Below are 20337 nucleotides of genomic sequence, written 5' to 3' on the forward strand. Positions count from 1 at the left end.
ATTTTATGAAAGCAGTAATTTTGGCAGGTGGCCTTGGTACTCGACTAAGTGAAGAAACTGGCGATCGTCCGAAGCCAATGGTAGAAATCGGTGGTCGCCCTATCCTCTGGCACATTATGAAAATGTACTCGCATTATGGCGTCAATGATTTTGTAATTTGTTGTGGTTACAAAGGCTACGTAATAAAGGAGTATTTTGCAAACTATTTCTTGCATATGTCAGATGTAACGTTCGATTTACGAACTAATACGATGAAGGTTCATACAGAGCGTGCTGAGCCCTGGGCAGTAACACTAGTCGACACGGGTGATGGCACTATGACCGGTGGCCGATTAAAGCGGGTACAAGAATACATAAAAGATGATGAGGTATTTTGCCTCACCTATGGTGATGGAGTAGGGGATATCGATATTGGGGCTTTGATAGGTTTCCATCAAAGCCACGGCAAACTAGCTACAGTAACTGCTACCTACCCACCAGGTCGCTTTGGTGCGCTAGACGTCATTGATAATCGGGTACATCAATTTCGGGAAAAACCGATTGGAGATGGGGCGATGATTAACGGCGGTTTTTTCGTACTTTCACCAAAAGTACTAAATTATGTGCGAGGTGACGCTACGGTTTGGGAACAAGAACCGCTTACTGAGCTAGCTAAGAAAGGTGAACTAATGGCCTATGAGCATAAAGGCTTTTGGCAACCAATGGATACACTCCGCGATAAGACATTACTCAATTCATTATGGGAAAAAGGGAATGCTCCTTGGAAATTCTGGGATTGAACAATGAGCGCTAACAACCGGTTTTGGCATGGCAAACGGGTCCTTATCACTGGGCACACCGGATTTAAGGGTAGTTGGTTGTCGATCTGGTTGAAGCTGTTAGGTGCTGATGTGATCGGATTAGGGCTCATCCCCTCAACGAATCCCAGTCTATTTGATTTGGCCAGTTTAAACGACCGAATAACAAGTGTACTTGGTGACATCCGAGACTATTCCTTAGTCAAGCATTTATTGACGGATGCAAGGCCAGAGATCATTTTTCATATGGCCGCGCAACCATTAGTGGGGCAATCATATGTCGATCCGATCGAGACATATTCGACTAACGTGTTAGGCACGGTGCACATACTTGAGGCGGCACGTTTAACTCAGACTGTTATCGGAATTGTTAACGTTACAACTGACAAGTGCTACGAAAATAAAGAGTGGGATTGGGGCTATAGGGAAAATGATCGGCTGGGAGGGCACGACCCTTACAGTAGTAGCAAGGCCTGCGCTGAATTCGTATCGAGCTCGTATACAAAATCTTTTTTTAGCAAATCATCTACTGCGTTAGCGACAGCGAGAGCAGGAAACGTGATTGGTGGTGGTGACTGGACGACTGGTAGGCTCGTACCGGATATTCTTCACTCGTTTGAAACGGGCGAACTGCTATTGATTAGAAATCCCCAATCTATCAGGCCTTGGCAGCACGTCTTAGAATCGCTATCTGGTTATTTGCTATTGGGACAGCGTCTTTTCGAAAATGGGCAAGCATACGCCCAAAGTTGGAACTTTGGGCCGAATGATTTCGACGCAAAACCAGTCAGCTGGGTGGTGGATACAATGATGAACCACTGGGGCATTTCAGGGCATTGGCGTAGCGATACGCATGGACACCCTCACGAGGCTAATTGCTTAAAACTGGACATATCTAAAGCACAAAATAAACTCGGTTGGATGCCGCGCTGGACGCTTGAGAAGGCATTGATAAATGTGGTTGATTGGCATCGAGCCTACCTAAACTCTGACGATATGTTTGAAGTTTGTAAAAAGCAAATCGAAAATTACACGCTTTCTGCATTTAAACTCGGTGTCTGATAACGGCGCATTCGCTCAACTCAACGTCAAGAGTTTTCATAGATCAAATGGATAACGATATTGCTGGAACGATTTATGTCACTGGCGCAACAGGCTTCATCGGTGAACACGTTGTTCGAGAGTTGATTCAAAACGGAAATTCGGTCACCCTGTTGAGCAGGAGTGTTGCGAAAACCCAAAATCGATTATCTGACATTGACGAACTAAATATCCGAAGATGCGACGTCACTGAAAACAATCAAACGCTCCAATACAATCCTACTGATATTTTGCTTCACTGCGCCTGGGCTAGCGTGGATGATGTTATGTCCAGCAAGCATATTGACGAAGAGGTTTCGGCACACTACAGGTTTTTAAGAAATGCTGTTGAACATGGATTGAGAAGATTAATCGTCACCGGTACATTTTTTGAATATGGGCTTCAATATGGGCCAGTTTATCGAACAACGAAGACAACTCCCAACACTCCTTACGGCGTTGCCAAAGATAGTCTTCATAAATATATCAGGCAGCTACAGCACAACCACGAGTTCGATTTAGTTTGGTTGAGGCTCTTTTACGTTTACGCGAGACAGGGAAACAAACGAGGACTATTTGCGGCACTCGAAAAAGCACTCTTGGATGGGGATAAAAACTTTCCTATGTCCACAGGTGATCAGTTATTAGATTATTTAGATGTAAAGGCGGTGGCACATGAAATAAAGAATTCGCTCTGTTGGGAAAATGGAACGTACAATATTTGCAGCGGAAAACCAGAATCTTTACGTTCAATAGTACAGAAATGGCTTGACAAGAATGGTCAGGCTATTAAATTGAATTGTGGGCTCATTCCTAACCGCAAGTTTGAGTCACAAGCAATTTGGGGTGGCGATCCTAATTGCCTTGAAGTTTAATTCTAACCCGCAGCGGTAGTCAGTAACTGGTTTCGATCAGTGCTTATAGGATTCATTTATGCATAAGTTGAGAGTTCTGCTGGTAGCAGACTCGATTTCCCCCTCTTCGTCTGGTGGATTGGCTGTCAATCGACTCATTGACGTTTTGTTGACAGCTGGTGCACGGGTAGCTGTGTTCTCAATAAATGGAAGCGAAAACACTTCCACACGAAGAGATGTGCATGTTGCTTATGGAGCATTCTCCGGTTTAAGTCATTTGTTTCACGGAAAACAGACAAAAGCCTTTGAGAAGTTCGTCGATGAGGTGAGTCCGGATGTTGTGCATTGGAGCTCACTGGATTATTTGAAGTCACGCTATTTAATTGAAATTGCTAAGTCTGCAAAGGCTAGATTGGTAGCGCAGCCGTGGGTTTACAATTTTTTCTGTGCGCAAGGGTATAACTACAAGGATGGCCGAACTTGTAATAAGTGCTTACCTGATAACTTCCAAAACGCGATTCGCTACAGGTGCGGAGATACAAAATCCAAGTTGATTCAAACCGCAAGCCTAGCCTTATATCGCAGCAATATTTTAGACATAGAAAGGTTTCTATCGACTGGCTCAGTCATGGACGATATTTTGGTCGATTATGGAATTGACCGAGCAAAAATAAAAAGATGCCCACTACCGTTTGACCCAAAAAGATTGGCTTACTTGCGACCTCATATAAACGAGACGAAGGAATCGTTTGTTTTTTTCGGACAATTTAAGGACTTCAAAGGAGCGCTCCAACTAAAACAAATTGTCAACGAAGCATCGAATGTAATGTTCGATATACACACGCTTTTTGCTGAGGGCGAAGATAAAGTTTTGACGGAGCAACGATTTTGGGAGCATAACAACGTTTCCTTGCAGTATAAAAGCAGTTGGGCATCTGGTTTAGATGTTCGCGTCGCAAACTCATTAGGCATTATCTTGCCGTCACTCTGGCCCACATCTACGGAGTATGTACTTCTCGAGGCGATGGCGTTGCGTAAGCCAGTGGTTGCCTACAACGTGGGTGTACATAAAGATATGCTGCAACACCGAGAAAACGCAATGGTGATAGAGCCGGGGAACGTAACAGATTTTGCCGACGCAGTGCAGGAGCTTCATCAGAATTTTGAGTTACGGCAACAATTGGGTGCAAATGCTCTTGAGACGATTACACAGGTCTATAGCGATGACAATATATTGAGTCCTTTACGTGACGCCTATCTGAACTAACGCACTAACGCGCCGATATACGTACGGTAATGAACCGGTACAGTCACTCGCCACAGTTCCTCAATTGATTAATGGTTTCTCGCCAATAAGACATCCATAAATACTTAGTATTTTTTAAAAATTTAGAGTGCTTATTGAAAACCTCATCCAGCAATTGATCATCGAACTTAAATAATTCCTCCCAAGAGTCAAGAACCAAACCTGGAAAATTTGGAAATAAAGAATAAAAGGCTTTTCCTATAACGATTGGAACAGTTCCCAAATACATCGCTTCCCATGTTCGATAGCAGTCGGGGCCATTTCCAGGTGGGGATGCAACAAATCTGTATTTACTGAGTTCAGCTTTGAACAAGTGAGGCGGCGTTTCTATAAAATCCGCAAGGCCTGTGGCTTTAAGAACGTTCATGGCGTGTGTCCGTTCAACTGGGTTTGTGTGGCATCTGAACGCACTAATAATTCTATTCAGTTTTTTGCGAATGACAATGTTTCGTTGAAATTCCCCTCTACGTCCGTTATTGAAATAATGCAGATTTTCAATGCCAATCGGTATTGATGTGATTTTTTTATGAGCAATAGTATTGTTTAACGCAAACCAGTGAATTAAAAATTTACTTTCAAGAAAAGTTGAATATTTTTCATCAATTACTATATCGCTATTATGAGTAATCAAAATAAATTTAGAATTAATGTCTTTTAATTTTAATTTAAAAAAATCTTCTAAATAATCTGATTGACAAAAAATAATCGAATTATTATTAATTCCATTTAGATCAGCTACATCTTTAGTAGATTCTATTTTATAATCTGCTAAAGATCGAAAAGAGTCACCACTAACGAAAGGGTCGCTTGAGGGTCTTCTGTTTAAGAGTTTGTTAAATAGAAAAATTATTCTTCTAATATTGTTATTGTAGAAATAAGACAAATCAATCATTTTGATGATTTTATAATATACAAAAATTGATAGGAAATTAATAAATGCTTTTATTGTAACAAGATTGCATTTTCTTGCACTTCGATTTTCTTGATATATGGTAGCCAAAATTTCATTCGGTTATTGAGGTAAGGCATGCGTTACATATTTTTGAAGGAAAATTGGCAATGAAATTACCTCGTCAGTCACTCGGTTGTATTCCCTCGATTCTAGCTGCAGACTGGACAGCCGCCTATTCCGGTCTACCGGTTGTTACAATAAAGTCTTGGGTAGATTTGGATGAAACGAAGCTTGAAGAAGCTTATTTAAGAATATCTACGACGAGTTACGATCGAAAATGGGCCAAGTTATCTTTTATCAAGGATAGTATTCAGCAAGCCTCTTGACAGTCGTATCGGCCACGCTAGCTACAGATCATTTATGAAGAAAGAGCAAAAAGTCGTCAAATCCATTGTTATCCCAGAGTTGAGGTCATATTTTTACGACTTTCTTCGAGAGCGCGGGATTTTAAAAACGCTCAGCATCGATCCCAGCATCCTCAGACGGCATATGTTTGATTTTTTTGCGACTGACGCCTTCATCAAGTGTTATCGCAACCTTGCGTTGACTATTGCGCGAGATCTCATGCCGCAGCAAGCCGAATTTATTGTGCAGGCGACGCCGACCCCACGGATCTTCAGAACAGGGGCGCACGGCACTTCATTTCATTGCGATTATTGGTATGGACATGGAGAAAAGTTCTACACCGTCTGGACACCCCTCAGCGCCATCGACGAACTCAATACTTTTCTGATGTGTGATGAAGCTGCGAACGATTACATTCGCGAAAAGATTGAACGGACACAGCAGTTCATTGGTTTGGATGAAGAGGATAAAAAACATTTTTATCCGGTTGCGCCAAGCGAAGATGAGTGCGTGGTTTTCGGGTCGAAGATGATGCACGGATCCCCGATCAATTTGTCAACGAACGAACGTATCTCGTTTGACTTCAGGATAGGTATTCTTGAAGATCGCACGTCAACGAAAAATGTGAATACTTACGCGCATTATGAAAATGGCGAATTCGTGATGAAAAAGCCCTTTGAAGGGGTTAGGTTTTTGCGCTACGTCTGCGGCGGGCAAAACAAAGATACGCTGGCTCAGCACTTGGTCATTGACTCGGCGGTTCGCAACTTTGGTTTAGTCGTTGTCGGGCAAGAGGCCGAGGCAGAACGCCTAGGTTATCCCGTCTTGCAAGAAATTCTATCAAGCGAAAACTTGAACAAAGAGTTCAACGCCATCATCATTGCCTCTGAATCGATTGTTCCTTACGAACATTTGGCCACTATTAATAAAAACAACGTCAAAATCTTTGCGGTACTCGAAAATAGATTTCTACATTGATATGACTGTGTCTCAAACCACGCAAGCGACTGTTTCAATCGTATTAAATGGCGGTTTGGGCAATCAAATGTTTCAATATGCGGCAGGCAAAGCCTACGCAAAGCAGTACAACTTGAATTTCACCTTGAATACCGGGGCATTTGCTCTCGACGCTTACTACAAAAGAACGTACGGTCTGGATGTCTTTAATCTGTCTCGTGCGGCAAAGCTGATTGACAGGTCCCGCGAGGCGGGTTTCTATATTAGATTGCTTGGTTTGCGTCAGAACAAGAAGTTGCCTGCTTTCTGTTTCGGCCCGCTGGGTGCTATCGAACCAACCTTTGCCTACAACGATCAGGTGTTGAATACGTCGCGCCGTCGTAATCATGGCATGGTGGGCTATTGGCAAGATGAGCGGTACTTCAATCGAATTCGCTCTGAAATTGTTGCGGATTTTGAGCCGCTTTGCCCGCTCTCACCCAAAAATAGCGACTTACTTGCCTACATAAAGAGTAAGCCGAATCTGATTGCGGTGCATCTCAGATGCAATCACGAGCAAAAGGCACTCGCCCAAGGCGAGCAAACTGAAGTGGTCCCTCAAAAAGATTCACCCAATGTTTTGCAACCGAGCTATTACGAACAAGCCTTCAGGCTGATGTCAGACGAGATCGAGATGCCCGAATATCTCATTTTTTCAGATAATCCGGCTTGGGTAAAAGAGCACTATCGAGGTTTTACCAATGCCACGGTACTTGACAACGATCGAGGGGCAGATTGGGAAGACATTCACTTGATGCAGCAATGCGGGCATCACATCATCGCCAATAGCTCTTTTAGCTGGTGGGGTGCATGGTTGGGGCATTCTGAACAGCAGATCGTTATCGCCCCGGCGAGAAAAGCTTACACACCAAATATTCCAGCGTCATGGCGCTTGCTGGGTTAGCCATGAATCGAGGGCAATCTTGAAAATCCTCATCGCAGGTTATTTCAGCGCCTTCTGGCACGAAGGTGCTTGGTGCAGAGCGTTGCGTGAGTTGGGGCATGAGGTTGTTGAGTTTCCGATGAAGCCGTATTTCCCTAAAAACCTTTGGGGGCGGGTGCAAGATCGTTTCATGATTGGCCCAACGATTGATCGTATCAATGTTGATTTGCTCAACGCCGTTCATGTGGCAGCACCTGATGTGGTGCTCTGCTACCGTGCATTGCCACTCAAACCTGCAACGGTTCGTGCCCTTGCCGCTGGCCCAAAGGGTAGGTTAGTCGTTTGCTACAACAACGACAATGCGTTTGGTGATCTTGGTGACAAAGCGTATTGGCGACTTTTCAAAAAAGCCATACCTGAATACGATCTGCATCTCGCCTACCGTGACTCTGATGTCCCACATCTTGGCGCCAAGGTGCCGTCTTATGTGCTTCATCCACATTATTTACCCTGGCTGCATCGTGCGTTGCCCAGCGATCAGGTCGCCACCTGGCAAAGCGATATTTGCTTTCTGGGGCATTTTGAGCCGGATCGGCGTCAGCAAGAGTTAAATTTTCTAATGAATCAGGTGCCGGCAACCTACCGCTTGCATGGGTCGTTTTGGGCCGAAAACAGTCAGGGCATGGCGTGGCAAGGCATGGATACGTCAGAGCTACAGGGTGAAGACTACGTGAAAGCGTTAAACGGGTCGAAAATTGCACTGGTCTTTTTCTCTACCTGGAATAAAGACACCTTTACGCGCCGGGTATTCGAGATCCCAGTCTGCGGCACGTTGATGCTAAGCCAACGCACAGACACCATGCAAACCTTGTATCAGGAAGATAAAGAGGCGGTCTACTACAGCACGCCAGAAGAGCTTGCAGACAAGGCCCGTTATTATCTTGAGAATGACACGGTGAGAGCCAAGATCGTTGAAGCTAGCCGTCAACGTTGCGTTGACAGTGGCTACGATATCTACAGCCGAATGCAGGCTTGGTTAAAGGTCGTGGATGCACTGCGAGGTGCACGATGAAAATTGTGATTGTGGTGAGTGATCCCACTTCTGGGTTGTTGCAATACCCAGTTGACCTCGCGCTGTGTTTTCAGTCGCTGGGCCACGAAGTGACGGTACTGTCATGGACGACCAAGGGGCAGAATCCAGATCTCTATGATCGGATCAAAGCCAGCCCACTGCGCTATGTGGTTGAGCCGTCATTGCAATATTCGTTTAGCCCGAAGGCGTTGCTGACTGGTTTGCGTGCTAAACCCGACTCGACAATTGAGCCCGCTGACCTGTTGTTGACGTTTGGCCCGCTGACTGCCTGGCAGATTAGACGGTATGGCAAAAGAAAAGCAGTGTCCCTTGCCATGATCGCGGCCATGGGGCATGACCGAAGCAGCTGGTGGAAGCCACTGCTCGGGGCTGCGCTGTTAAACCGCTACACGACGCACGTCGGGGCACTGTGTCATTTAGAAATTGGCCGTTTGACTAGTCTGGGGGTGCACGCTAAAAAAATTGTGCTCGTGCATAACTGGGTTGATCAAGACCGGTTGGTCTATCAAACGAGTCGTCTGTCATCAGCTGCCGAGGTTTACGCAAAGCTAGCGCTACCCTCAAACAGAAAGCTGATTGCCTGCCTCGCTTCGTTTCAGCCGCGTAAAAGGCAAGATCTGCTGATTAATGCGTTTGCACGACTAGCCGATCAATGGTCGGGTTTCAACTTGGTGTTGGCCGGTGGCGGGGCCGAGAGAGCGTCGTGTGAGCAATTAGTGCAACACTTGGGCTTGACCGAGCGGGTGCATTTTGTCGGCCAGTTGGCAAACGACGACGCGATGTCTTTGTTGTCGATCGCTGACATCGTGGTGCATTGTTCGAATGCAGAAACGTTTGGCTACAGTATGGTTGAACCACTCTATTTGCAAAAGCCCACCATCGTGACCAACGTTGGGATCGCCTGGGAGATGGAGCATGCAGATGTGGCAGAAGTTGTCCCACCGGATGATTTGGCGGCACTGGAAGAGGCCTTAAGCAAGGTGATGCAGGGCGGCGCTCAGATTGAGCAACGCCTTGCTCGTTCGCGACAGTTCGTGATCGACAATTTCGAAGTCAATAAAATCGCGCAACAAATCTTGAGCTTGAAGGTGCCGTCGTGAGCACCTTGTTGCGTATCGGGATTGACGCGAGCAATTTGCGTATCGGCGGTGGTGTGACCCATCTGATCGAGATCTTGGATAACGCTGAACTCGACAAGCACGGCATTGAACAAATCGTGGTGTGGGGATGCATTGAAACGCTAGCGGCCTTACAAGATAGACCGTGGCTACTCAAAGTGAGCATAGGCTCTGTCAATAAAGGCTACGTGCGCAGAGTGTTATGGCAAAAACTGCACTTATCCGCTGCCGTCAAACAAGCAAAGTGCGATATTTTATTTGTACCCGGCGGTAATTCGATGGGTGGGTTTCAGCCCACTGTCACGATGAGCCGCAACATGCTGCCCTTTCAGTATCGTGAGCTCTTCAGATACGGTTTTTCGTTCATGTCGTTTCGGCTGTTAGTGCTGCGACAGCTTCAGTCATTTAGTTTTCGTGCGGCAGACGGGATGATTTTTTTAACAAATTACTCCAGAAACGCAGTGCTTAAGGTCACGGGGAAACTGCGCGGCAGGATCGCCGTGATTCCGCACGGCATGAACATCCGCTTCGCACGGCCCCCCAAGCCGCAGTTGCCCATCACTGAGTATGCGAAGGATCACCCCTTTCGATTGATCTATGTCTCTATCATTGATGTCTACAAACATCAGTGGCAAGTCGTTGAAGCAGTTGACCTGCTTCGAAAAGAAGGGTTTCCGGTTGAACTTGAGCTCATTGGCCCCAGCTATCCAAGCGCCTTACGTCGCTTCGAGCAGGCGATGATCACGGCCAATGATTCAGCGTCTTGGGCTCACTATCGTGGCAAAGTGCCCTACACGCAGCTCAATGACTACTATGCCGCGGCCGATCTCGGTATCTTTGCTTCAAGCTGTGAAAATATGCCCAATATCTTATTGGAAACCATGGCCGCTGGCCTACCTGTTGCTTGCTCGAATCGTGGCCCGATGCCAGAATTGCTGGGCGATGCTGGGGTGTACTTCGACCCTGAAAGTGCGGTTGAAATCGCCGCAGCGATTCGCGCCTATTTGTTGTCACCTGAGTTACGTGCAGATCATGCGCGCAAGAGTTTTGAATTATCACAGCATTACTCCTGGAAGCGATGCGCTGATCAAACCCTTGCCTTCTTGTCTGAAACTGCTCACGCGTACCCTCACTGATCATGTGCGGCGTCATCGGCGTATCTGGATTTTTCACTGCGGCTGCCCTACAGGCGGGGGTCGCCGCGATCTCGCATCGTGGTCCAGATGATGCGGGGATGTATACCGACCCTGTCGCACAAATCGGCCTTGGCCACACTCGACTTTCTATCTTAGAGTTATCCGCGCTGGGGCATCAGCCGATGCTGACGGATGACAGCCAAGTCGTGCTAGTTTTCAATGGTGAAATCTATAACTTTCGCGAGCTCAGGGCTGAGCTCGAAGCCAAAGGGGTTGTGTTCAAAGGGCATTCAGATACTGAAGTCATCCTTCAGTTGTATCTGTCAGAGGGGGACGCCATGCTATCCCGGCTCAACGGTATATTCGTCCTTGGGCTCTGGGATGCACGTCAAGATGCTTTGCTGGTGGCGAGAGACGGTTTGGGGGTGAAGCCCGTTTATGTCTATGAGGGTATTGGTGAAGACGGCCCCTGCTTTGCCTTCGCCAGTGAAATTAAGGCGTTGCAACACCTCATCCCACCTCAAGATGCGCTGGATTTTTCTGCCATCGATCGTTACCTGAGCTTTCAGTGGTGCCCGGGCGCTGGCACGCCGTTGGCGAACGTGAAAAAGCTTGATCCTGGTCAGGCCTTATGGGTCAGTCGAGGCCGTGTGGTGAGTCGAACAACTTGGTATCAATTACCCATTTTCACCAAACCGCCAGCTGCCATGACTGAACGGGTCGCGACGCTAGGGGTTCAAACGTACTTGCGGCAAGCTGTTCATCGCCAAATGATCGCCGATGTCCCCGTGGGTGCCTTTTTGTCGGGCGGCCTGGATTCGAGCAGCGTAGTGACGTTTGCAAAAGAGATCAATCCTGAGGTGAAGTGCTTCACGATCGAAGCTGTGGGCGGGCAAGACGCCGGCATGACGGATGATTTGTCCTACGCAAAACAGGTGGCACAGCATTTGAAAGTGCCTCTGGCGATTGTGCGCGTCGATTCGTCTCAAATAGCGCGCGATCTCGAACAGATGATTTATCAGCTAGATGAGCCGTTGGCGGATCCGGCCCCCCTCAATGTCTTGTACATCAGTCGCTTGGCACGTGAGCAAGGGATTAAGGTTTTACTGTCGGGCGCGGGGGGGGACGATATTTTCTCGGGATATCGTCGTCATTTGGCGTTGAAATCCGAACATTATTGGGGCTGGCTACCACAGGGGATGAGGGCGGGCTTAGCCTCGTTGGCAGGCGGGCTAGATCAACGCAACCCGCGCTTCAGGCGCGTGGCTAAGTTGTTGAGTGGGGCGGCTCTAGAAGGCGACGCTCGCCTCGTCAATTACTTTCTGTGGGCGAAGCGAGTCGATTTACACGCACTCTATACCCCTGAATTCAAAGCGCAGCTCGGGCAAGCCCGAGCCGAGGCGCCACTGACTGAGTTTCTGAGTCAGCTTCCGAAAACAGCCACAGCCCTAGATCGAATGCTCGCCCTTGAACAGCGGTTCTTTTTACCTGACCACAACCTGACTTATACCGATAAAATGTCAATGGTGGCAGGCATCGAAGTGCGGGTGCCGTTTTTGGATTTGGATCTGGTGCAGTTCGCCAGTCGAATCCCAGACCAGTTAAAGCAACGCGGCACCCAGAGTAAATGGGTATTTAAAAAAGCGATGGAACCCTACCTGCCTAGAAACGTCATTTACCGTCCCAAGACGGGGTTCGGTGCCCCGTTGAGACGCTGGATGCAGCAGGATTTACGAGGCCTGGTGGGTGACGTGCTATCCGTCGCCAGCCTCAAGCGTCGTGGTCTCTTCGAGCCACAAGCCGTACAACAGATGATTCAAGCGAATGACCGTGGTGAAGTTGATGCGAGTTACACCTTGTTTTCATTGCTCTCCATTGAGCTCTGGTGTCGGGCATTTATCGATCGTGCGTCAACGGCGCAACTGAAACAGGCGGGCAAATAAGTGAAGCAAGTTCTTCAGTCCTTGAAGACCGGTGAGACGTGTGTTGCTGACATTCCCTGCCCGTCGTTAAAGCGCGGGCAACTATTGATCCAAACGACCCAGACACTGGTGTCGGCAGGTACTGAGCGAATGCTGGTCGAGTTCGGTAAGGCCGGCTGGATCGACAAAGCCAGGCAGCAGCCTGACAAAGTGAAGATGGTGCTCGAAAAGATCAAAACAGACGGTTTGTTGCCGACGTTAGAGGCGGTATTCAATAAGTTAGATCAGGCCATTGCGCTGGGTTACTGCAATGTTGGCTCAGTGGTCGAGACAGGCGCTGGGGTGAGCGGATTTGTCGCTGGCGATCGTGTTGCTTCCAACGGTAAACATGCTGAAATGGTGTGTGTCCCGACCAATTTGTGCGCCAAAGTGCCGGATACCGTGACCGACGAAGAAGCTGCCTTTACCGTCTTGGGGGCGATTGCGCTACAGGGTATTCGCCTGGTGCAGCCGACGCTGGGCGAAACCGTGGTGGTGACAGGCTTAGGTCTCATTGGTTTACTGAGCGTTCAGTTGCTGCGCGCCCATGGGTGCCGGGTATTGGCCATTGACTCGGTGAAGGACCGACTCGATTTGGCGAGACAGTTTGGCGCTGAGGTCGTTGATTTATCGCAAGGCCAAGACCCTGTGCTGGTTGCCGCACAGTTTTCGAGAGGGCGTGGGGTAGACGCGGTGATTCTCACGGCCTCGACAAAAAGTAGCGAACCTGTGCATCAAGCGGCGCTGATGTGTCGTCAGCGTGGCCGGATTGTCTTGGTGGGCGTGACAGGGCTTGAGCTATCAAGAGCTGATTTTTACGAAAAAGAGTTGAGTTTTCAGGTGTCCTGCTCTTATGGGCCAGGGCGCTACGACAATGACTACGAAGAGAAGGGGGTTGATTACCCCATCGGTTTTGTGCGGTGGACAGAGCAACGAAACTTCGAAGCCTTTCTCGATATGCTGGCAGACGGGCGCATCGATGTAAAGCCTCTGATCTCTCATCGGTTTGCCATTGCTGATGCTGAACGTGCGTATGAGGTGGTAGGTGGGTCAGAACCCTCGACAGGTATTTTGTTGCAATACCCATCGACTCGCGCAGAAGCCCAACAACAGACGATCGCCCTCGCTCAATCGGGCGGGTCGAAGCAATTATCCAGTGACAGTGCGTCTGCTTCGGTTGGGGTGAGTTTCATTGGATCAGGCAATTACGCCACGGCAGTGTTGATCCCTGCGTTTAAACGCACAGGGGCCAGGCTCAATACCGTCGCTTCTGGGGCCGGTGTCAGTGGGGTTCACGCGGGGCGCAAGTATGGGTTCGCTAGTGCCACGACAGACACCGACCGGTTGTTGAGTGAGCCCGAGACGCACGCGATTGTCGTCACGACTCGCCATGACAGTCATGCCAGTTATACCGTCAGAGCACTCGCGGCGGGCAAGCATGTGTTTGTTGAAAAACCCCTTTGCCTCACCTTGGATGAGCTGGCAGAGATCCAACTGGCGCTGCAATCGGCCAAATCCCCGCAGGGTCAAACGCCTTTGCTGATGGTTGGTTTTAATCGCCGGTTTGCCCCGCAAATTCAAACAATCAAACAGTTGCTGGCTGGCGTCAACACGCCCAAAACCTTGGTGATGACGGTCAATGCAGGGGCGGTCCCTGCCTCGCACTGGGCACAAGATGCTGAGATTGGCGGTGGGCGACTGCTAGGTGAGGCGTGCCACTTTGTTGACTTGCTCAGGCACTTGGCGGGCTGCCGAATCGTCGGGTGGCAGTTGGCTCGGATGGACGTAGCCACCAATGACACCGCCACGATACAGTTGCAGTTTGAAGACGGCTCAATTGGCACCGTGCATTACTTTGCGAACGGTAGCAAATCATTTCCGAAAGAGCGGCTAGAGGTGTTTGCCGCTGGTCGAGTGCTGCAGCTCGATAATTTTAGAAAACTTCGAGGGTTTGGTTGGCCTGGCTTTAAACGCTTGAACTTGTGGCGACAGGATAAAGGCCAGGGCCTTTGCGCTAAGGCCTTTGTTGATGCAATTGCGCAAGGGGCGGCCTCGCCCATCCCGGCGCAAGAGTTGTTTGAAGTGACCAAGGTCATGATCGCCCTTGCGCAGGCCTAGGCGTGCGACTCGACACCCTCACTCGACGCGCCGGGCTCTACTGGCATACGGTCAAATATTTGCGGCCTGTACAGATCTATGGGCGGCTCTGGTTTCGGCTCGCTCGTCCTGCCTTGGACACTAGCCCCTCACCCGCCTTGCGGTTGCCCTCAGGTCAATGGATCAAACCAGCCCAGAGAAGGCAGAGTCTGGTCGGTGAGGGTCAGTTTTATTTTCTACATCAATCGGGATCGCTTGAGCAACTGGGTTGGGATGATGCAGCGACTGAAAAACTCTGGCGTTACAACCAACATTACTTTGACGATTTGAATGCGGTGGCTGCGCCTGAACGTCAGGCTTGGCATCACTCACTATTGCAGAACTGGCTGGCGCAGAACCCGCCCGGTCGAGGCACCGGCTGGGAGCCCTATCCCACGTCGCTGAGAATCGTCAACTGGATTAAGTGGTCTCTGGCCGGCAATGTGTTAGCGCCTCACTTGCTGCATAGTCTTGCAATGCAAACCAGATGGCTATGCAAGCGCCTTGAAATCCACTTGCTAGGTAATCATTTATTTGCTAATGCCAAAGCGCTGATTTTTGCGGGGCTGTTCTTTGAGGGGCACGAGGCCGAAAAATGGTTGACCAAAGGCCTGGGCATCGTCGCGCGTGAATTGCCCGAGCAGGTGTTAGAGGATGGGGGCAATTTTGAGCGCAGCCCGATGTATCACTCGATATTTTTTGAAGATGTATTGGATCTCATCAACATCGCCCAAGCATGGCCTCAGCAAATTGATGTAACCACGGCGGATACTTGGCGACATGTCGCACAGAAAATGCATGAATGGCTCGTTGGGATGACCCATCCCGATGGCCAGATCGGGCTTTTCAATGACGCAGCGTTCAACGTGACGCCCATGCCCGCCGAGTTAGCCGACTATGCCGCACGACTTGGTTTACCCGTGGCAGAACGACAGGATCGATCTGACAGGGGCGCAACGAACCGGTATGTCAGCGTTAAACATTGGCCAATCAGTGGCTATATTCGCCTCGAGTCGCCTAGCGCGGTCGCCCTGCTTGATGTGGCACCGATTGGCCCAGATTATTTACCCAGTCACGCGAATGCGGATACCTTGTCTTTTGAGTTATCGCTGTTTGGTCAGCGCATCGTCGTCAATGGTGGTACATCCCGATACGGCCTTGGCCCTGAACGCTTGAGCGAGCGTCAAACCGCGGCGCACAGTACGGTAGAGCTTGACGGGCTGAGTTCTTCGGAGGTTTGGGGCGGGTTTCGGGCGGCACGACGAGCCTATCCGATTGACCTAAGACTTGACCAAACCGCCGATCAGGTGCGGGTTGCTTGTGCGCACACGGGTTATCGGCATTTGCCAGGTCAGCCCACGCCAGAGAGAACGTGGGATATGACCGCGGCTAGCCTGCGGGTGACAGATCGAGTGACGGGCGGCTTCCGAGAAATGGTGGCTCGTTATCACTTTCACCCTCGCGTGCAGGTATCGGCCACCTCTGCGACGACGTACCTCCTCACGCTAGAGGACAATAGATCTGTAAAATTAGCCATTGAATCGGGATCTGGCGCGCTGATCGATGCTAAATATGCTGAAGAGTTCGGCAATTCAGTGACAATCCCTTGTTTACGGATCTCGTCGAACGTTGGCACGATCGCGGTCCGCTTAGAGTGGGCTGCTGATTAAATATCAAGGCATGATTGAATGCACAAACAGAAAGTTTGCGTCGTTGGACTCGGTTACATCGGTTTGCCGACGGCTGCTTTATTGGCGACCAACGGGTATGAGGTCGTTGGCGTTGATGTCAGCCAACACGCGGTAGAGACAATCAATAAGGGCGAGATACATATTGTCGAGCCCGATCTGGATGCGTTCGTGCGAGCGGCCGTGTTTTCAGGCAAGCTTAAAGCTTATACGACCCCGCAGCCAGGCGATATTTATATGATTTGTGTCCCCACGCCGTTTCACGAAGGCGCCGACATCCCTCAGCCTAATATCGATTACGTGCTCAAAGCGGCAGGCAGTATCGCGTCTTTTCTTAAGCGAGGGGATTTGGTCATCCTTGAATCGACATCGCCCGTGGGGACTACTGAGCTGATCGCAAAGGTCTTGGCGGATGCGGGCGTCGATGTCACTGGTATTCGAGTCGCCTATTGCCCTGAGCGGGTGTTGCCCGGCAAAATCATGACCGAGTTGGTGGCCAATGACCGAGTGGTGGGCGGCTTAACGCACGAGGCCACTCAAGCAGTCTCGCAGTTTTACAAAACCTTTGTGCGTGGTGCCGTTTTAGAGACCGATGCGAAAACGGCTGAGATGTGCAAACTGACCGAAAATAGCTTTCGTGACGTCAATATCGCGTTTGCGAACGAGCTATCAATCATTTGCGCCAACCAAGGGATCGATGTCTGGAAGCTCATTGAGCTTGCCAATCGACATCCTCGCGTCAATATCTTGCAACCCGGCACCGGCGTCGGCGGCCATTGCATCGCGGTTGACCCGTGGTTCATCATTTCGCGAGATCCCGACAACGCACGATTGATGCGCTCTGCGCGCGAAGTCAATAACGACAAAACTGAATGGGTAATTGAGCAAATCAGAGTGCGACTTCGGGCTCGCCGCGCTGAATTAGGGCGTGAGCCCAGACTAGTCTGCCTCGGGTTAGCGTTCAAACCGGATATCGATGATTTGCGTGAATCCCCGGCGGTGCAAGTGGCATCAGCCTTGCAACAAGAAGGGGTTGAGTTGAGTGCCGTTGAGCCCAATATCGAATCGCACGAGCGATTTGCTTTGATGGATCTCGATGACGCCCTGCTTCAAGGCGACGTGATTGCCGTGCTCGTGAAACACCGGCAATTTCTCGATCCCGCCTGCAAAGCTCGGCTGCTGGCCTTGAATGCGTTGGATTTTTGCGGTGTTGGTTTGCACTGAATGTTTTTCGGGATGTGATCTTGCGCCTTTTGTTGCTGAGCTTCTACTACAAACCAGATCTGTGTGCCGGTTCATTCCGGGCCTCGGCCTTGGTAGAGGCATTGCTCAACAATATGGGTCCTGACGACCACCTCGATGTCATCACCACCTTGCCCAATCGTTACGTCACCTACTCGGATGCCGCATCGACTAATTTGAGCGAGTTAGAAGAGCAGCCCCGACTCACCATTCATCGCATCCCCTTGCCACAGCACGAAAGCGGCATGCTGGATCAATCAAAATCGTTCATTGTGTTTGCAAGACACGCTCTCAGGCTCAGCAAGCAACAAGACTACCAATTGATCGTTGCGACGTCATCGCGTCTGATGACGGCCAGTCTGGCCTCATGGATCGCGAGACGACACTCGACGCCGCTTTATCTGGATATCAGAGATATCTTTGTTGACACCATACAGGACGTGTTGTCGGCGAAGCTGCATCGCTGGATCGGCCCCCTGCTGTCGTGGCTCGAAAAAAAGACGATCCAACCGGCACGTCGAGTAAATTTGGTTTCAGCGGGGTTCTTACCTTACTTTCGTGCCCGCTACCCGAGGCAGACCTTCGCGTGTTTCACCAACGGTATTGACGACGAGTTTTTGGCAATCGACGTTGAAGAAAAGGTGCTTAAGACTGAAGGCCCGCCTTCTGACCCGTTGATTGAGGTGCTCTACGCGGGCAATATCGGCGAAGGGCAGGGCTTGCATCATATTGTGCCCGGCTTGGCCAAGGCGCTTGAGGGTAGAGCGCGGTTGACGGTGATTGGCGACGGCGGTCGATCCAGGCAGTTGCGTTCCGCGCTTGAACAGTTGGGGGTGAGTAACGTCCAGTTGGTGCCGCCCATGAATCGCGGCAGTCTGATCGCGGCCTATTTGAAGGCGGATGTTTTGTTTTTACATCTGAATAATTACCCTGCCTTTGAGAAGGTGCTTCCCTCTAAGATTTTTGAGTATGCGGCGTTGGGTAAGCCCATTCTGGCGGGCGTGTCCGGTTATCCCGCCAAATTCATCAGAGAAGAAGTCTCCAATGCTGCGCTGTTCGAGCCTTGTGATGTCGCTGCAGCCGTAGACGCTTTTACAACGTTGACCTTTAGCGATACGCCTCGGCATCGATTTATCGAGAAGTTTCGTCGCAGCAACATCATGGATTTGTTGGCTAAAGATATGCTTGCAGTGTCATCGAGCGAGCGTAGACCGTGATTTTGGTGACGGGGGCTAATGGTTTTGTGGGCTCAGCGCTGGTCGCCACACTCGCGCGACGTGGCATACCGACTCGGGCGTGTTGTCGGACGCCTCCGCTGCAACCCGTGACTGGGGTCGAGACGGTGGTCGGCATTGATTTAACGTCTCGCGCCAAACTGGATGACCTGCTGACAGGGGTTTCAGCGGTCATTCATACCGCCGCGCGGGTACACATCATGCAAGATGCGGCCACCGATCCTTTGGCGGCGTACCGTGCAGTGAACGTCGATGCAACGTTGGCGCTTGCTCGTCTTGCGGCCGACCGAGGCGTTCGGCGGTTCATCTTTTTGAGTTCAATTAAAGTCAACGGGGAAGAGACTGTCGCTGGTCAACCGTTTACAGCAGAGATGACCCCCGCCCCGCAAGACGCTTACGGGCAGTCAAAACGCGAGGCAGAAGCGGGCTTGTTGCATCTTGGCGCCCAGACAGGGATGGACGTCGTTATTATTCGACCGCCATTGGTGTACGGGCCAGGCGTAAAAGCCAATTTCGCTCGCCTGATGCGTTGGGTCGCGAGTGGGTGGCCTCTGCCCTTGGCCAGTGTGAGCACGAATCGCAGAAGCATGGTCGGGATTGATAACTTGATAGACTTGCTGGTGGTTTGCACCCAACATCCGGCCGCGGCTAATCAGGTGTTTCTGGTGAGCGATGACGAAGATCTCTCGACGGCGGGCCTACTGAGGCGATTGGCACGGGCGACGGGGCAATCTGCCCGGCTACTGCCCATCCCTGTGTCAATCCTGCGTCTGGGTGCTAAGCTTGCCGGTCAAGAGACCAGTCTGCAACGCTTAACGCAGAGTCTGCAACTGGACATCCGCAAAACGAAACAGTTGTTAGGGTGGCAACCGCCTATCGGGGTAGACGAAGCATTGCGAAGAACAGCGACCAGCGCGACGTGAATAGAGGGATGGGTACAAGTTGAAAAGGTTGTTTGATTTGCTTGCGGGATGTGCATTGGGCTTGGTGCTGTTGATCCCTGTCTTGCTGACCGCTTTGGCAGTCAAACTGACTTCTAAAGGCCCCGCGCTTTACTGGAGCAGCCGTGTCGGTCAAAACAACCGATTGTTCAATATGCCGAAGTTTCGCAGCATGAAAACGGATGCCCCGGTGGTCGCGACGCATTTATTGCAGGATCCAACCAGCCTAATGACCCCGATCGGTTCGTTTCTTAGAAAGTCTAGTTTGGATGAATTGCCGCAACTCTGGAGCATTATTATCGGGGATATGAGCTTTGTGGGGCCCCGGCCTGCCTTGTTCAATCAAGATGATCTGATTCAGCTACGTACCGAGGCGGGCGTGCATCGGCTGTTGCCGGGGTTGACCGGTTGGGCGCAAATTAATGGTCGTGATGAGTTACCAATCTCGGAAAAGGTTAAATTTGATGTCGAATATATGCACCGGCAGTCTTGCTGGTTCGATTTACAGATACTTTGGGGCACCGTGGTGAAAGTCATACAACGTCGCGGGGTTTCTCATTAATCATTTACACCG

18 protein-coding genes are annotated in these 20337 nt (G+C 50.1%); 17 read left to right on the plus strand and 1 reads right to left on the minus strand.

Annotation, left to right across the window (positions count from 1 at the left end):
* The first annotated feature begins 5 nt into the window (after positions 1–5).
* The 4 genes from rfbF to AC1W8Y_RS07275 are packed head-to-tail and all read left to right on the plus strand — an operon-like array spanning position 6 to position 3998.
* The gene (gene rfbF, locus AC1W8Y_RS07260) at positions 6–779 is read left to right on the plus strand and encodes a glucose-1-phosphate cytidylyltransferase (protein ID WP_482013807.1); all 774 of its coding nucleotides are present in this window, start codon (positions 6–8) and stop codon (positions 777–779) included.
* A gap of 3 nt (positions 780–782) precedes the next feature.
* Positions 783–1859: a CDP-glucose 4,6-dehydratase gene (gene rfbG / locus AC1W8Y_RS07265; RefSeq protein WP_482013808.1), complete on the plus strand. Its 1077-nt coding sequence runs from the start codon at positions 783–785 to the stop codon at positions 1857–1859.
* A gap of 47 nt (positions 1860–1906) precedes the next feature.
* Positions 1907–2752, plus strand: coding sequence for an NAD-dependent epimerase/dehydratase family protein (locus AC1W8Y_RS07270; protein ID WP_482013809.1), 846 nt, complete (start codon positions 1907–1909; stop codon positions 2750–2752).
* A 58-nt stretch (positions 2753–2810) separates the two neighbouring features.
* Positions 2811–3998, plus strand: coding sequence for a glycosyltransferase family 4 protein (locus AC1W8Y_RS07275; RefSeq protein ID WP_482013810.1), 1188 nt, complete (start codon positions 2811–2813; stop codon positions 3996–3998).
* Positions 3999–4041: 43 nt separating this feature from the next.
* On the opposite strand, the gene AC1W8Y_RS07280 is transcribed toward AC1W8Y_RS07275, so the two are convergent.
* Positions 4042–4929: a hypothetical protein gene (locus tag AC1W8Y_RS07280; protein ID WP_482013811.1), complete on the minus strand. Its 888-nt coding sequence runs from the start codon at positions 4927–4929 to the stop codon at positions 4042–4044.
* A 167-nt stretch (positions 4930–5096) separates the two neighbouring features.
* Here AC1W8Y_RS07280 and AC1W8Y_RS07285 point away from each other — a divergent pair, with 167 nt between their 5' ends.
* Genes AC1W8Y_RS07285 through AC1W8Y_RS07345 form a run of 13 tightly spaced genes read left to right on the plus strand, consistent with a single transcriptional unit; the run spans position 5097 to position 20325 of the window.
* On the plus strand, positions 5097–5315 hold the full coding sequence (locus tag AC1W8Y_RS07285) for a hypothetical protein (RefSeq protein ID WP_482013812.1): 219 nt from the start codon (positions 5097–5099) through the stop codon (positions 5313–5315).
* 34 nt (positions 5316–5349) lie between these two features.
* Positions 5350–6312, plus strand: coding sequence for a phytanoyl-CoA dioxygenase family protein (locus AC1W8Y_RS07290; RefSeq protein ID WP_482013813.1), 963 nt, complete (start codon positions 5350–5352; stop codon positions 6310–6312).
* A 1-nt stretch (position 6313) separates the two neighbouring features.
* Positions 6314–7234, plus strand: a complete 921-nt coding sequence (locus AC1W8Y_RS07295; RefSeq protein WP_482013814.1) for an alpha-1,2-fucosyltransferase — start codon at positions 6314–6316, stop codon at positions 7232–7234.
* 19 nt (positions 7235–7253) lie between these two features.
* A complete protein-coding gene (locus AC1W8Y_RS07300; protein WP_482013815.1) occupies positions 7254–8285 on the plus strand; it encodes a CgeB family protein in 1032 nt (343 codons plus the stop codon).
* Positions 8282–9406, plus strand: a complete 1125-nt coding sequence (locus AC1W8Y_RS07305) for a glycosyltransferase family 4 protein (protein WP_482013816.1) — start codon at positions 8282–8284, stop codon at positions 9404–9406. The genes AC1W8Y_RS07300 and AC1W8Y_RS07305 overlap by 4 nt, the downstream gene beginning before the upstream one ends.
* The gene (locus AC1W8Y_RS07310; protein ID WP_482013817.1) at positions 9403–10560 is read left to right on the plus strand and encodes a glycosyltransferase family 4 protein; all 1158 of its coding nucleotides are present in this window, start codon (positions 9403–9405) and stop codon (positions 10558–10560) included. The genes AC1W8Y_RS07305 and AC1W8Y_RS07310 overlap by 4 nt, the downstream gene beginning before the upstream one ends.
* Before the next feature lie 2 nt (positions 10561–10562).
* Entirely contained in the window at positions 10563–12503 is a 1941-nt protein-coding gene (gene asnB, locus AC1W8Y_RS07315; protein ID WP_482013818.1) for an asparagine synthase (glutamine-hydrolyzing), read from the plus strand.
* Positions 12504–14639, plus strand: coding sequence for a bi-domain-containing oxidoreductase (locus AC1W8Y_RS07320; RefSeq protein ID WP_482013819.1), 2136 nt, complete (start codon positions 12504–12506; stop codon positions 14637–14639).
* Positions 14640–14641: 2 nt separating this feature from the next.
* A complete protein-coding gene (locus tag AC1W8Y_RS07325; protein ID WP_482013820.1) occupies positions 14642–16327 on the plus strand; it encodes a heparinase II/III family protein in 1686 nt (561 codons plus the stop codon).
* 18 nt (positions 16328–16345) lie between these two features.
* Entirely contained in the window at positions 16346–17569 is a 1224-nt protein-coding gene (wecC, locus tag AC1W8Y_RS07330; protein ID WP_482013821.1) for a UDP-N-acetyl-D-mannosamine dehydrogenase, read from the plus strand.
* A gap of 20 nt (positions 17570–17589) precedes the next feature.
* Positions 17590–18804, plus strand: a complete 1215-nt coding sequence (locus AC1W8Y_RS07335) for a glycosyltransferase family 4 protein (RefSeq protein WP_482013822.1) — start codon at positions 17590–17592, stop codon at positions 18802–18804.
* Positions 18801–19745 (plus strand): UDP-glucose 4-epimerase family protein, encoded by a 945-nt coding sequence (locus AC1W8Y_RS07340; RefSeq protein ID WP_482013823.1) that lies wholly within the window; start codon positions 18801–18803, stop codon positions 19743–19745. The genes AC1W8Y_RS07335 and AC1W8Y_RS07340 overlap by 4 nt, the downstream gene beginning before the upstream one ends.
* Positions 19746–19764: 19 nt before the next feature.
* Positions 19765–20325, plus strand: coding sequence for a sugar transferase (locus tag AC1W8Y_RS07345; RefSeq protein ID WP_482013824.1), 561 nt, complete (start codon positions 19765–19767; stop codon positions 20323–20325).
* The last annotated feature ends 12 nt before the right edge of the window (positions 20326–20337 follow it).

This window comes from Jezberella sp., from assembly GCF_964834465.1.